Annotated in this window: 13 protein-coding genes and 1 tRNA gene; 9 read left to right on the top strand and 5 right to left on the bottom strand. The window is 68.5% G+C overall.

Annotated features, from left to right (window positions below):
• The first annotated feature begins 133 nt into the window (after nucleotides 1-133).
• The 9 genes from ACFVU9_RS04470 (at nucleotide 134) to ACFVU9_RS04430 (ending at nucleotide 9,044) form a co-directional block, all read left to right on the top strand.
• The gene (locus ACFVU9_RS04470) at nucleotides 134-466 is read left to right on the top strand and encodes a hypothetical protein (protein ID WP_380436721.1); all 333 of its coding nucleotides are present in this window, start codon (nucleotides 134-136) and stop codon (nucleotides 464-466) included.
• Between the two features lie 95 nt (nucleotides 467-561).
• Nucleotides 562-879: a pore-forming ESAT-6 family protein gene (locus ACFVU9_RS04465; RefSeq protein WP_380436719.1), complete on the top strand. Its 318-nt coding sequence runs from the start codon at nucleotides 562-564 to the stop codon at nucleotides 877-879.
• Nucleotides 880-921: 42 nt separating this feature from the next.
• Nucleotides 922-1,356 (top strand): DUF6507 family protein, encoded by a 435-nt coding sequence (locus tag ACFVU9_RS04460; protein WP_380436717.1) that lies wholly within the window; start codon nucleotides 922-924, stop codon nucleotides 1,354-1,356.
• Complete coding sequence (locus tag ACFVU9_RS04455; protein WP_387589809.1) at nucleotides 1,353-4,868, top strand: hypothetical protein; 3,516 nt, start codon at nucleotides 1,353-1,355, stop codon at nucleotides 4,866-4,868. The genes ACFVU9_RS04460 and ACFVU9_RS04455 overlap by 4 nt, the downstream gene beginning before the upstream one ends.
• Nucleotides 4,865-5,878, top strand: a complete 1,014-nt coding sequence (locus tag ACFVU9_RS04450; protein WP_387589806.1) for a hypothetical protein — start codon at nucleotides 4,865-4,867, stop codon at nucleotides 5,876-5,878. Before ACFVU9_RS04455 ends, ACFVU9_RS04450 begins: the two co-directional genes overlap by 4 nt.
• A 53-nt stretch (nucleotides 5,879-5,931) precedes the next feature.
• Nucleotides 5,932-6,825: a pentapeptide repeat-containing protein gene (locus tag ACFVU9_RS04445; RefSeq protein ID WP_387589803.1), complete on the top strand. Its 894-nt coding sequence runs from the start codon at nucleotides 5,932-5,934 to the stop codon at nucleotides 6,823-6,825.
• A gap of 89 nt (nucleotides 6,826-6,914) precedes the next feature.
• Nucleotides 6,915-8,711, top strand: coding sequence for a pentapeptide repeat-containing protein (locus tag ACFVU9_RS04440; RefSeq protein ID WP_387589801.1), 1,797 nt, complete (start codon nucleotides 6,915-6,917; stop codon nucleotides 8,709-8,711).
• Nucleotides 8,708-8,860, top strand: coding sequence for a hypothetical protein (locus tag ACFVU9_RS04435; protein ID WP_380448674.1), 153 nt, complete (start codon nucleotides 8,708-8,710; stop codon nucleotides 8,858-8,860). Before ACFVU9_RS04440 ends, ACFVU9_RS04435 begins: the two co-directional genes overlap by 4 nt.
• Nucleotides 8,861-8,891: 31 nt before the next feature.
• Complete coding sequence (locus ACFVU9_RS04430; RefSeq protein ID WP_387589798.1) at nucleotides 8,892-9,044, top strand: hypothetical protein; 153 nt, start codon at nucleotides 8,892-8,894, stop codon at nucleotides 9,042-9,044.
• Nucleotides 9,045-9,124: 80 nt separating this feature from the next.
• Here ACFVU9_RS04430 and ACFVU9_RS04425 read toward each other — a convergent pair whose 3' ends face one another.
• The 5 genes from ACFVU9_RS04425 to ACFVU9_RS04405 form a co-directional block, all read right to left on the bottom strand.
• Nucleotides 9,125-9,985: an immunity 49 family protein gene (locus ACFVU9_RS04425; RefSeq protein WP_380448672.1), complete on the bottom strand. Its 861-nt coding sequence runs from the start codon at nucleotides 9,983-9,985 to the stop codon at nucleotides 9,125-9,127.
• Nucleotides 9,982-12,852, bottom strand: coding sequence for a hypothetical protein (locus ACFVU9_RS04420; protein ID WP_387589794.1), 2,871 nt, complete (start codon nucleotides 12,850-12,852; stop codon nucleotides 9,982-9,984). Before ACFVU9_RS04420 ends, ACFVU9_RS04425 begins: the two co-directional genes overlap by 4 nt.
• Before the next feature lie 27 nt (nucleotides 12,853-12,879).
• On the bottom strand, nucleotides 12,880-13,197 hold the full coding sequence (locus ACFVU9_RS04415) for a pore-forming ESAT-6 family protein (protein ID WP_380436719.1): 318 nt from the start codon (nucleotides 13,195-13,197) through the stop codon (nucleotides 12,880-12,882).
• Nucleotides 13,198-13,306: 109 nt separating this feature from the next.
• The gene (locus tag ACFVU9_RS04410) at nucleotides 13,307-13,639 is read right to left on the bottom strand and encodes a hypothetical protein (protein WP_380436721.1); all 333 of its coding nucleotides are present in this window, start codon (nucleotides 13,637-13,639) and stop codon (nucleotides 13,307-13,309) included.
• A gap of 223 nt (nucleotides 13,640-13,862) precedes the next feature.
• A tRNA-Lys gene (locus tag ACFVU9_RS04405) sits at nucleotides 13,863-13,935 on the bottom strand.
• Between the last annotated feature and the right edge of the window lie 8 nt (nucleotides 13,936-13,943).

Below are 13,943 nucleotides of genomic sequence, written 5' to 3'. Positions count from 1 at the left end.
GCGGCGACCGGCGGCAACACGCCTGGTGGTGTGTCATACGTTGGTCACAAGCCGGGGGCCGCACCTTGCGGGCGGGATATAGGTTGATAGAAATGGACATACTTACGATTCGTCGAGCGGACGGGGGAGCGGTATGAAGTTCGACATGGGGAACCAGGCGCTGCAGACGCTGATGTCGGGGTCGAAGACCTCGAACCAGGATCTGGGTGCGCTGGTCAAGCAGCTCGTGGCGGCGGCGGAGCCGCTGGAGGGCAAGTTCAACGGTCAGGGCAAGCAGATGTTCGACAGCTTCAAGTCGCGGGCGGACGAGATCGCGAACGCGCTGAACTCGTCGCTGTCGGCGATCCTGGGCGGTCAGTCGGGCATGGAGCAGGCCTTCGGCCAGGGTGACCAGGAGCAGGGCCAGAACGCGAAGACGAACATGACGTCCGCGCGCTTCGACGCGGCGCGCTTCGGCGCCCGCTGACCGCGACCGGGTCGTCGGTTCCTTCTCTGCAGGGTCCTCCACGAGGTCCTCTGCAGGTTCTTCAACGGGTTCTTCATCGGGGAGTGTGATCTGTCATGGCCGGTGGCGGGGGTTCGGACCGTCGTTCCTACGACCACGGTGCTTCGTCCGAGGCGCAGCGCAACATCCAGGGCGTGATCGGGCAGCTGGAGCAGGTGATGACCGCGCGTGACGCGCAGGTGAAGGCCGTCATGGGCGACTTCCAGGCCGACGGCGTGTCCGAGGAGTACCACGCCAAGGAGCTGCGCTGGAAGAACGTCTCCCAGGAGGTGCGCAACATCATCTCGCTGCTGCGCAAGACGCTCGAGGAGAACGACAGCACCGCGCAGCAGACGGTCGCCCGCGCCAAGACCGCGGTCGACAACATCGGCTGACACGGGCCGATCCAGTAGGCACGGACAACGGGGGAGCTCGACATGGCGGGTGACTGGGATATCCAGCCGCAGGGCGTCCAGGGCCAGTTGAAGATCGTCGGCGGACACGCCGGCGACCTCTCGACGGCACTGAACAACCTGGTGACGGACATGCAGGCGGCAGCGCAGGCCGCCGGTACGGCGGTGCCGGGATCGCATGCGACGGTCGAGGTCCAGGGCCCGGTGCCCGTGGGCGCACCCTCGTTGTCGCACGGCGCGATGGGCCCGGTCGCGGCCGCCCTCTCGCAGTACCTGGAAGGCCGGCAGGCCGAGTTGAAGTCGATGTCGGAGCGCATCGAGGCCTGCCTGACCGGCACGGTCAAGGCCGTCAACGAGTACATCGCCGGCGACCTGACCGCCGCGAAGAACGCCCAGGACGCGGCGAAGTCCGTGGACCTCAAGGCGCTCGGCATCCAGCCGGAGGACAAGGGCAAGTGAGCGACGAGAATCCGGTGAACCCGGCCGAGGTGCCGGTCTTCACGGGCAACCTGGGCACTCTCGACGAGAAGGTCAAGTCGATCTCGACGGGCGGGGCGAAGATCGCCTCGACCGCCGGGGACGTGCACACCAGCTTCGGCGCCCTGAGCGCGTTCTACAAGGCGCCCGAGGCCGACCAGCTGTTCGCGACGACGAAGCCGGTGTCCGACCTGGGCCTGAAGCTCAGCCAGGACGTCTGCACGATCTCGGGTGCGCTGGGCCAGTACTCCAAGGACGCGGCGCCGATCAGGGACAGGCTCGACACCCTGAAGCGCGAGGCCATCGCCTTCAAGGACATGGCCGACAAGAACCACGACTGGCGCCAGGACGAAGACAAGGTCAAGGAGAACAACAACCGGCGCAACGACATCGCCGACGCCTGGACCCAGTTCCAGGGCGTCGAGCGGGACGCCTACGCCAAGATCGTCGCCCTGGTCGGCGGCAAGCCGCTGCGCGTCAACGACGGCTCCAACGCCGACGACATGTACGGCTACAACGCCAAGGACCTCAAGGACTCCAAGGACCTGCCCTGGGGCAGCGCCGTCGACCGCGACATCCCCTGGTGGGACCTGCCGGACCAGGTGATCGAGTTCGGCAAGGGCGTGATCATCGACGGCGTCTGGGGCACCATCAAGGGCCTGGGCACGCTGGTCGGCTTCGGCGGCTGGGACGCCTTCAAGCAGTCCTGGACCGGCCTCGCCAAGCTCGCCACCGGCCTCGCCATCACGGGCATCCCCGGCGTCGGCCCGCTCTTCCTCGCCGTCCCCGACAAGGACCTGCCGTCCTGGCTGCGCGACTCGCGCAAGGCGATGAAGGAGACCGGCAAGGCCCTCCTCGCGTGGGACCAGTGGGGCTCCAACCCGTCCCGCGCCGCAGGCGCCGTCACGTTCAACGTGCTCACCACCGTCTTCACCGGCGGCGAGGGCGCGGCCGCGGAGGGCGCGGGCAAGGCCGGTCTCGCCGGGAAGGCGCTGTCCGTCGCGGGCAAGGTCGGCAAGGCCATCGACCCGATGACGTACGTCTTCAAGGGCGCCGGCTTCGGCATCTCCAAGGTCAGCGACGTCGTCAAGGGCCTCAAGGGCATCACCGACTTCAAGATGCCCAGCATCAACCTCGACAAGGCCATCTCCCTGCCCGAGGGCGCCATCAAGCTCCCCGACGGCTCGTTCAAGCTCCCGCCCGGCGCCCAGATCCCCGAGGGCGCGATCAAGGGCGCCGACGACACCATCAAGCTGCCCGCCGGCACCAAGGAACTCCCGCCCGGCACCGTCAAGTTCGAGCACGGCGGCAAGACCGAGTTCGTGGACCCGCACGGCAACGTCTACGACGACGCCGGAAACATCCACCCCGGTGAGACCGCGCCGAAGGAGACCGTTCCCGGCGACCACAACGGCGACCACCCCGGCGGCACCACCCCCGACCACCCGGTCAAGCCGAACGGCCCCGACCCGCTCCACACCCCGGCCAAGGCCAAGGTGCCCGAGATGGCGGGCGTCGGCGGCCGCGACGGCGTCATCAAGCTCGGCTCGGACCTCTCCGACCCGTTCAAGGTGCCGGACCACGTGCCGGACCATGTCCCGGATCACGTGCCCGACCACGTGCCGGACCACGTGCCCGACCACACCCCCGGCGGCCACGCCCCCGAGGGCCCCAACGCGAGCCACGAGCCCCCCGGCCACAACGACGGGCCGGGCCACGACGGCACCGGCGACCACACGGGCGGCCACGACGGCACCGGCGACCACACGGGCGGCCACGACGGCACCGGCGGGGACCACAACACCGGCGGCCACGACGGCGGTTCCGGCGACCACACCCCCGGCGGCCACGACGGCGGTGCCGGTGGCGGCCACGACGGTGGCTCCGGCCCCGGCTCGGGTGAACACCCGCCCGCCGAGGAGCCGTTGGGCAACCGTCCCGATGGTTCGTGGGAAGGCGAGAAGGGCCTCAAGCTCAACCCCGAGGCCAACGCCGCCGCCGACAAGTTCATGCAGGAGTCCGCCACCCACGAGCCCCGGGTCACCGAAGCCGTCCAGCAGGTCGCCGGCAAGGTCGACAACGGCAAGCTCATCGGCCTGGAGTACCGCCTCAAGGGCGAGGACTCCCTCAAGCGCAAGCTCGCCACCGACCTCGCCAGGCCCGGCATCCGCCCCGAAGACGCCATCGCCAAGATCAAGGACTCCGTCCGCTACACCCTCGAAGTCCCCGCCGACAACTACGCCCACGGCGTCACGCAAGCCATCGAGGACCTCCAGAAGCGCGGCTTCGAGAACATCACCTTCAAGAACACCTGGGACGCCGCCGGCTACAAGGGCATCAACTCCACCTGGCGCGACGCCGTCACCGGCCAGAAGTTCGAGCTCCAGTTCCACACCGCCGACAGCTTCAAGGCCAAGATGGACGGCCACGTCCTCTACGAAAAGGAACGCCTCCCCGGCCTCACCCCCCACGAGCTCGAAGTCATCAAGGCCGAACAGGCCGACCTCTTCGGCAAGGTCCACGTCCCCGACGGCGCCGGCGACATCAAGCTCCCCACCGAGCCCGTCCACGACATCCCGACCGGCACCACCCACGAACCCCACGGCACCGGCCACAACCCCGGCACCGAACACCCCAAGCCCGACGGCGGCCACACTCCGGGCGATCACCCCGGCGGCGGGGACCACACCCCGGGCGACCACAACGGCGGCGGCGACCACGCCCCCGGCGACCACACCGGCGGTCACGACGGCCCGACCGGCGGCGACCAGGGCCCCTCGGGAACAGGCGACCACCCGGCGGCTCCGGACGCCGGCGACCACGGCTGGGACCGTCCACCCACCGAGAACCGTCCCCTCCAGCTCGGGGGCGAGACGGAGCAGAAGATCAGGGACCTCCTGCCTGGCCCGAAGCCGAAACGTGCGGACCTCGACAAAGCCATCGAAAACCTGGCGAGCCACCCGGCCGGCCAGGAGACGGCCGACCTGATCGCTTCTGGTCGGTTCAAGGGCATGACGAACTTCGACCAGGTGGTGGGCAGCCTCAGCCAGAAGAATGCGATGTCGGGTGGCATCGAGCAGCTTCGCCTCGCCGACCGTCTGCAGCGGAGTGGCATCACGGACATCAGCTTCGAGCTCAAGGACGGTTCGGAGATCAAGCCCGGTGTGACCGCCGGGCCGGAGACCGACCTGGACGTGATGGCCCGTGCCCACGACGGGACCACCTTCGGTTATCAGTTCAAGGAGATCGCGAACCCCAAGAAGGTCGCCAACAAGATGTGGCAGAACATGGGGCAGCTCGCGGACTCCGGCGCCGACGTCAAGGTCTTCGTCGTCGACACCAAGGGAAGCATGGCCGATATGCTGGCTGCGGGTGTCGAGAAGGACCTCGCCAGGATCTACGAGCGGAATAACGTGATCGTCGTTCTTCGCACCGAGGACGGAACACTCCTATCTCCGCCCGGCGCCCGATTCATGCCTGGAGGCCAGCCGTGATTGCCAGCACCCCTGTGGCGCGGTGGTACTGGGGCGTGCGCGGCCGTCCCACCGACCTGGTCAGCGAGGCCGTCCACCGGTTCACCCTGGCGATCCGGGTCCTCGATCGGCACCGCCTGGGCACGCCCCACGATGGGCAGGTTGCCGTGTCGATCCCGGAGCCGGGCAACCGGAGCCACCTCCTCAAGGCGGACCTCCGGGTCGGTGCGCTCGCCGAAGACGGTTCGGGGGCCGCCGACGCCCTGGTCTCGCACATCGAAAAGCGTCTCGCCCCAGGCGAAATCGGCACCGTGAACCTGTACGCGCCGTGCGACGGAATCGTGGACACCGACAACGGCGGACAGCCCACAGAGAAGATGTTCACCCTCTCCGTCGAGGTGTCCCAAGACTTCTTCAACGTGACCCTGACAACGTTCTCCGACGCCTGGCTACCGCTCGACCTGCGCGGGCGTGCTCAGGAATCGGTATTCGCCGTCAATGCGCCGCGCCTGGCCGCGGCCCTGGCCGAGATCTCCGAGGCGCTGGACCTGGAGATCGATCCCGACGATCCGACGCGGCTCGCCGTTCCGACGGAGTCAGGGATCGAGAACCACTTCAGGGACGATGCCGGCACCCCTTGGGATGTGTGGGGGAGCTTCGAAATTCCCTATCGCAACGGCATCTTCAACCAAACCCCGAGATTCACGGCCGGCTACAAGCGGACCACGTCCGGCCCTGTCCGGTACGTCCCCGTGATCGGCATCACCGGTGTCCTCGGCTACCTATGGGTATCCGACACCGACGGAGCCGCGAGCTTCGAACCTTCCGAAACTGCGGATCTCGACGGCTACCGGGCGGGTCTGGTCTGGCTGGACCGGCTTCAGAAGGCGTACGACCGCGGACTGTCCCCCACCGCCGCACTGACGGAACTGACGGCGCTCCCCGGAGATCCCGAGGCGGGGCACGCGACTCCGGGTGGACTGACGGACGTGGACGAACTCCGGAAGCTGCAGGAGCTCGCACAATCCTGACGACGTGCGCCTCCCCAAGAAAACCAATGAGCAGAAAGGGGGTTGGGGCGATCGTGGCATCCGATATCCCTGACAAGTGGTATCCCAAGACCCTGCCGCTGGACCAGAAGGCCGCGGCCCGTCTCGGCGCCTGGGTGACGGCCTCCGCCGGTGAGTCGCTGCAGGCCTCCGAGCTCGACCTACGCGGGGCCAACCTCTCCGGTGGGGACTTCACCGGTGCGTGGTTCTCCCACTCCGTGCTCGCCGGCGTCTCCCTCGCCGGCGCGGAGCTCTGGCGCGCTCACCTGGAGAAGGCCGACCTGACCGGCGCGAACCTCACCGGCGCCAGCCTGGTCAAGGTCTCCCTGGACGAGGCCTCTCTGCGGTCCGCCTGCCTGGACGGGGCCGACCTGACGTCGGCCTCGGTGTACGGGGTCGACGCCCGGGAGGCCACCTTCCGAAACGCCGAGCTCCCCGGGGCCTCCCTCCTCCGTGTCGACCTGCGCGGCGCCGACCTGACCGACGCCACCGTGGCGAACACCTCGTTCAAGGTCCGCGTGGACGAGCACACCGTGGTCCGCGGTCTGTCCGGCACACTGTCCGGCCCCGTCACCGTCGTCACCGACGACACCGAGCAGGAACTCGACGGCGTCGCCCTCGAGAAGTGGCTCGGCGAACGCGGCGCCCAGGTCGAGGTACTCAGCGGCGAGCCCGTCACGTACTATGCGGTTTTCAGTGAGATCTCCTCGCGGGAGAACCCCGAAACCGTCATGCGTCGCCGCGTCGTCGACGGAATCGAATATGACGAGGAATTCACTCGCAATCTTCGCTGGGAGCCGACCGAATACTTCCGGCTTTACTACCTCGGGCACAACGAGGACGACCACGTCGAGATCAGCAGGGCCGAGGTCGACGCCTTCATCGCACGGGTCAAGCAAGCCCTCGGCACCCCGTCCCAGGAGAGCTGACCTCCGGGACTCATGGACGCCCGATGGCCCGACCACCACTCCGGCGGTCGGGCCATCGGATTTCGTACGTTCACACCGGAGGTGGCACCGTGATCGCCAGTACGCCGGTCGCCCGTTGGACCTGGGGCGACTTCATCGAAGGTGAGGACGAGCTCCTCCGCTGCCTCACCGATCTGCTCACCGCACGGGCCGTCCTCGCCTCTCACCGGCTGGTGACCGGCGAACCCAGGATCCGTCTCACCGTCGCGGAGTCCGGCAAGCCGTGCGAGAAGCTGTACGAGGGCGAGCTCCCCGCGAACGGCTCACCCGAGGAACTGGCGGCCGTGGTCCGCTCCGCCCTGCGACCGGGCCCCATCGGCTCCGTCGATGCCACCATCTCCCCGGCCGGCATGCTGCTCGCCCCCGCAGGCGACATCCACACGGACGGTCTGTTCCACCTCTCGGCATCCACCTACACGGACTTCGCGGCGGTGGAGCTGGTGACGTACTCCGACGCCTGGATGCCCTTCGACCTCCGGGGCCGGCCCCAGCCCGCCGTGCACGAGGCGAACGCGCCCCGGCTCACGGCCGCCCTGGCCGAGCTCACCGACGTCCTCGGCTCCGACATGGACCCGGAGGACCCGACCTACTTCGGCACGCCGACCGAAACCGGCGTCGACCCCCACTTCGACCAGGACGGGGCCCCGGCCGACTCGTGGTCCCGGTTCGAGCTCGCCCGCCGGTACGAGCGCTTCACCCACGCACCCGGCTACCGCCGTACGACGGACGGAGACGTGCGGTACGTCCCGATCGCCGACGGCCACGGGTTGCTCGGCTACCTCTGGGCCTCCGACACCGAGGACGCCGCGAGCTTCGAGCCCGCCGACGTCGACAACGACCAGCGCTACAGCGCCGCCCTCGCCTGGCTGGACCGCCTGCGCTCGGCCCACGACCGCGAGCTGTCCCCCACCCAGGCCCTCACCGAACTGACCGGCCGCGCACCGGAGGACACCAAAGGCCCGGTCGCCCTGGCGACACTGCGCAACCGCGCCGCGTGGTCCACGAAGAGCCTGCCGCTGGACCGGGAAGCCGCAGCCCAGCTCAGCGCCTGGGTGACGGCAGCGAACGGCGAGCCACTGGACGCCACCGGCCTCGACCTGCGCGGAGCTGCCCTCTCTGACGGAGACCTCACCGGAGCGTGGTTCGCCCACTCCGTGCTCGCCGGCGTCTCCCTGGCCAACGCGGAACTCTGGCGCGCCCGCCTGGAGAAGGCCGACCTGACCGGCGCGAACCTCGCCGGGGCGAGTCTGGTCAAGGCAACCCTGGACCTGGCCACCCTACGGTCCGCCTGCCTGGACCGCGCCGATCTGACCTCCTCCTCCCTGATCGACGTCGACGCCACCGCCGCGACCTTCCGCCGCGCCGACCTCACCAACGCCACCCTCCTCCAAGTCGACCTGCGCGGCGCCGATCTGTCCGACGCCACCACGGCGAACACCTCGTTCACCGTCACCGTCGACGAGCACACCGTGCTCCGCGGCCTGACCGGCACCCTCTTCGGCCCCGTCACCGTCATCACCGGCGACACCGAGCAGGAACTCGACGGCCTCGCCCTCCAGCGCTGGCTCACCACGCAGGGCGCCGACGTCGAAGTCCTCAGCGGCTTCGTCTACTACGCGAAGCTCCACACCGGCGAATCCCGCGAGAACCCCAGCGGAATCGCGCGCCGCAGCTCGGCGGACGGCAACGACTACGACGAGGCCTACACCCGCAACCTCTGCTGGGAGCCGACCGAATACTTCCGTCTCTACTACCTCGGCCACAACGACATCGACCACGTCGAGATCACCAGGGCCGAAGCCGACGCCTTCATCGCACGCGTCAAGCAGAGCCTGAGCACCCCGTGATCGCCCGCACCCCTGTGGCGCGGTGGTTCTGGGGCGTGCACGGCCGTCCCACCGACCTGGTCGGCGAGGCGGTCCAGCGGTTCGCCACAGCGTTCCAGGTCCTCGACCGGCACCGCCTGAGCACGCCCCGCGCCGGGCAGGTCACCTGATCTGCCCGACCCTTTCGAGCCGCTGCTGCTGATGCTGGAGCGGGGAGGCTTGTGCCTGGTCATCGAGAACCGGGTCGCAGACTTCGCCACCCTGCGCGTCCCCCTCGGAACGTGGCAGGACCACCTGAGCACCGAGCCGGTCATCGCACTCGAACGGTCCGCGCTCGACGCCATCGATTGGTGATCGATCTCCGGGACGCACAAAACCCGCCGGCCCGACCGCATTTCGGCGATCGGGCCGGCGGGCATTCATGCGTCGGCGGCCTACGTCGGGAATTCACCCAACCAACCGTGAGAGACGAGGTACTTGGGAATGTAAGGCGACTCCACGTCGATCGGGAACTTCCCGTCGAAGGCCATGCAGGCCATGGCGAGAGGGCCGAGGGCGAGTGCCCCGTCGCGCTTGGTCGCGCGGTCCTCGTCCATGGTCCAGTACATCTTGTGGAGGTTCAGCGCCTCGACCAGGTTCGGGGAGAACTCCTCCTCCCGCTTGCGCACGACCTGGTAAAAGAGGTTGAGCGGCGGGTACATCAGGCACTGCATGGCATCGCGCGGAGCGACGCGCGCGGCATCGGGCGTCGACGTCTCGAAGGCGGCCGTGAGCTTGTCGACGAGGCCCGGCCGACGGAGCCAGTAGGTCTGCTGGACGTCCACCCAGTGGTAGACGTACTCGTCGTACGAGCCTTCCGGCGAGCGCAGCCGTTCGAGCGGGATCTCGCACAGCTGCGTCATCCGCTTCTGCTCGCGGCAGATGAGGGCCAGCCAGAAGGCGTTCAGCCAGTTCCCCGCATCGGCGAAGGACTGTGGCCCGATCGCCGGAACGCTCCGCGCCCTGCCGTTGATGAAGCACTCGACGGTGCCTTCGCTCGCGCCGGTCACGGCGAACACCGCCGAGCCGAGCTGCATCGCGGTGACCGCGGCCTTCCACGTCTCCAGCCGGTCCGCCTCCGGGTCGGCAACCACGTGGGTCTGCAAGGCGAGGAGAGCCGTGCTGAACGCGAAGTCGATCATGTCGGCCGACTCCTCGAGTTCGTCGACCCTCCGGTTCACCCGCTCGCTCAGCCGGTCGGCGAATGCCTCGGCATCGGGCTGAGGCTCGATGTGGCGGGCAACAGTCTCGGTCACGGAAGAGTCCCCTTGCTGATGTCGAACCGCCGGTACTGCAAGCCAGTGTAGCTTCCGGCGTTCTTCTCGCCCTTGACGACGACGTATTCGAGATTTCCGTCCTTGAGCGCCGTCGTGATCTTGTCGACGAGGTCCGTCTCGCCCCGCTCTTCCATCTCCCTGAGAATGTCGAAGAAGTATTCCCTGCTCCCCTGCGAAACCGCCTTACGGGTGGCCCCGGGAAGAAGGCGACTATTGAGACCCGTACTCGGGCTGCTCTTGGCTTCGACGACGACGACCCGCCCGTCCTCGTTCGTCCAGACCTGGTCGAACTGGTCGTTGCCGTTCTTCGGGCCGAGGAGCGGCTCGTCCTTGAAGCCCGGGAAGTTCTCGGCGATGTAGTGGTGCCTCGCCGCCGCCTCACCGAAAGCCTCGGTCGCCTTACCCATCTCAGTGTGGGACGCCTTGTACACCCCGTCTGCCTGCGGAAGACCGAGCCTCTGCCTCCAATCCTTGACCAGGTTGTCCCACGTCACGGCGCTGTGGCGCTTCTTCGCGAACAGGTCGAGCAGGTTGAGCCGGTCCTTGTCGGTGACCTTGGTCTCGTCCAGGGAGATGTAGTCGTCGTCGAGGTAGTGGGGCTCGGGGGGCTCCGGGGTGTCCTTGGCCGGCACCCACGGGCCGTGCTCGTCCAGTTTGACGAGCTGGGGCGGTGTGTATCCGCTCTCGTCCTTGTAGGACAGCCGCTTGCGGTCACCGTCGATGTTGTAATACTGCTCCCGGTATCCCGGCTCCTCGTTGGCGCGGTAGACCTGGATCTCCTCGATCTGCTCCTTGGTGAGGCTCCCGGGCTCTCCATAGGGGTTCGGGCCGTCCTTCATGAATTCCGGCCGCTTCACGGGCTGGCGCGCGGGCGGTTCGTGGCCGCCCGTACCGGAGCCGTCGTGGCCGCCCGTCGAACCGCCGTCGTGACCGCCAGTGCCGTCGTGACCGCCCGTCGAACCGCCGTCGTGCCCGCCCGTGCCGGAGCCGTCGTGCCCGCCCGTGCCGGAGCCGTCGTGCCCACCAGTGCCGTCGTGCCCGCCGGTCCCCGAGCCGTCGTGCCCACCCGTACCGTCGTGCCCACCCGTGCCCGCGCCATCGTGCCCGCCCGTGGTCGGGCCGTCGTGGCCACCCGCGCCCGGGCCGTCGTGACCGCCGCCGGACGGGTTGAGGTCGTTGCGGGGCCCCTCGGGGGCGTGGCCGCCGGGGGTGTGGTCGGGGGCGTGGCCGCCGGGGGCCAGGTGGTCCGGGACGTGGTCGGGCACGTGATCGGGGACGTGGACCGGTTCGGAGAGGTCCGAGCCGAGCTTGATGACGCCGTCGCGGCCGCCGACGCCCGCCATCTCGGGCACCTTGGCCTTGGCCGGGACGACGGGGTTGTGGGGCTTGACCGGGTCGTGGTCCGCGCCGGTGTGGTCGCCGGGGAGGTTCTCCTTCGGCGCTTCGCCGCCGTGCTGGCGGATGTTGCCGGCCTCGTCGTAGACGTTGCCGTGCGGGTCCATGTACTCGACCTTGCCGCCGCGCTCCAACTTGATGGTGTTGGGCGGGAGTTCGACGGTCTTCTCGGGGAACTTGATCCCGCCGTCGGCGGTCTTGATCGCGCCTTCGGGGATCTGGGCGCCGGGCGGGAGCTTGAACGAGCCGTCGGGGAGCTTGATGGCGCCCTCGGGCAGGGAGATGGCCTTGTCGAGGTTGATGCTGGGCATCTTGAAGTCGGTGATGCCCTTCAGGCCCTTCATGACGTCGCTGACCTTGGAGATGCCGAAGCCGGCGCCCTTGAAGACGTACGTCATCGGGTCGATGGCCTTGCCGACCTTGCCCGCGACGGACAGCGCCTTCCCGGCGAGACCGGCCTTGCCCGCGCCCTCCGCAGCCGCGCCCTCGCCGCCGGTGAACACCGTGGTGAGCACGTTGAACGTGACGGCGCCCGCCGCCCGCGAGGGGTTCGAGCTCCACTGGTCCCAGGCCACCAGCGCCTTGCCGGTCTCCTTCACGGCGGTGCGCGAGTCGCGGAGCCAGGACGGGAGGTCCTTGTCCGGCATCGCCCAGAACGCCGGTCCCACGCCCGGGATGCCCGTGATGACGAGTCCCGTCGCGAGCTTGGCGAGGCCGGTCCAGGCCTGCTTGCACGCGTCCCAGCCGCCGAAGCCGACCAGCGTGCCCAGGCCCTTGATGGTGCCCCAGACGCCGTCGATGATCACGCCCTTGCCGAACTCGATCACCTGGTCCGGCAGGTCCCACCAGGGGATGTCGCGGTCGACGGCGCTGCCCCAGGGCAGGTCCTTGGAGTCCTTGAGGTCCTTGGCGTTGTAGCCGTACATGTCGTCGGCGTTGGAGCCGTCGTTGACGCGCAGCGGCTTGCCGCCGACCAGGGCGACGATCTTGGCGTAGGCGTCCCGCTCGACGCCCTGGAACTGGGTCCAGGCGTCGGCGATGTCGTTGCGCCGGTTGTTGTTCTCCTTGACCTTGTCCTCGTCCTGGCGCCAGTCATGGTTCTTGTCGGCCATGTCCTTGAACGCGATGGCCTCGCGCTTCAGGGTGTCGAGCCTGTCCCTGATCGGCGCCGCGTCCTTGGAGTACTGGCCCAGCGCGCCCGAGATCGTGCAGACGTCCTGGCTGAGCTTCAGCCCCAGGTCCGACACCGGCTTCGTCGTCCCGAACAGCTGGTCGGCCTCGGGCGCCTTGTAGAACGCGCTCATGGCGCCGAAGCTGGTGTGCACGTCCCCGGCGGCCGAGGCGATCTTCGCCCCGCCCGTCGAGATCGACTTGACCTTCTCGTCGAGCGTGCCCAGGTTGCCCGTGAAGACCGGCACCTCGGCCGGGTTCACCGGATTCTCGTCGCTCACGTCCTACCCCCCCGTGTCGAGCGCGTGTCAGCCGATGTTGTCGACCGCGGTCTTGGCGCGGGCGACCGTCTGCTGCGCGGTGCTGTCGTTCTCCTCGAGCGTCTTGCGCAGCAGCGAGATGATGTTGCGCACCTCCTGGGAGACGTTCTTCCAGCGCAGCTCCTTGGCGTGGTACTCCTCGGACACGCCGTCGGCCTGGAAGTCGCCCATGACGGCCTTCACCTGCGCGTCACGCGCGGTCATCACCTGCTCCAGCTGCCCGATCACGCCCTGGATGTTGCGCTGCGCCTCGGACGAAGCACCGTGGTCGTAGGAACGACGGTCCGAACCCCCGCCACCGGCCATGACAGATCACACTCCCCGTTGAAGAACCCGATGAAGAACCCGATGAAGAACCTGCAGAGGACCTTGCGGAGCGCACCCTGCAGAGAAGGAACCGACGACCCGGTCGCGGTCAGCGGGCGCCGAAGCGCGCCGCGTCGAACCGCGCGGACGTCATGTTCGTCTTCGCGTTCTGGCCCTGCTCCTGGTCACCCTGGCCGAAGGCCTGCTCCATGCCCGACTGACCGCCCAGGATCGCCGACAGCGACGAGTTCAGCGCGTTCGCGATCTCGTCCGCCCGCGACTTGAAGCTGTCGAACATCTGCTTGCCCTGACCGTTGAACTTGCCCTCCAGCGGCTCCGCCGCCGCCACGAGCTGCTTGACCAGCGCACCCAGATCCTGGTTCGAGGTCTTCGACCCCGACATCAGCGTCTGCAGCGCCTGGTTCCCCATGTCGAACTTCATACCGCTCCCCCGTCCGTCCGACCAGACATGCCTGTTCCAGTTCTACCAACCTTCGACCGCCCGGCGAACCCCTCGCGACAGAGCTGAGACGAAGGCATGACCGACCTATTGCCTCCGGCGCCACCCCTCCACCGCCCCGAAAACGCAGCGGCACCGCAGCCGCATCGAGCAGCCGCAGTGCCGGACCGCAGGTCGGAGGAGGTCGGACCGCCTCTTCGCACGGTGGGCCACCAGGGGCTCGAACCCTGAACCTACGGATTAAAAGTCCGCAGCTCTGCCAATTGAGCTAGTGGCCCGCGACCCT

It is taken from the genome of Kitasatospora sp. NPDC057936 (genome assembly GCF_042887525.1).
Lineage (GTDB): Bacteria > Actinomycetota > Actinomycetes > Streptomycetales > Streptomycetaceae > Kitasatospora.
Note: the sequence above shows the minus strand (reverse complement) of the source record. Positions and strands in the feature narration are given on the sequence as shown.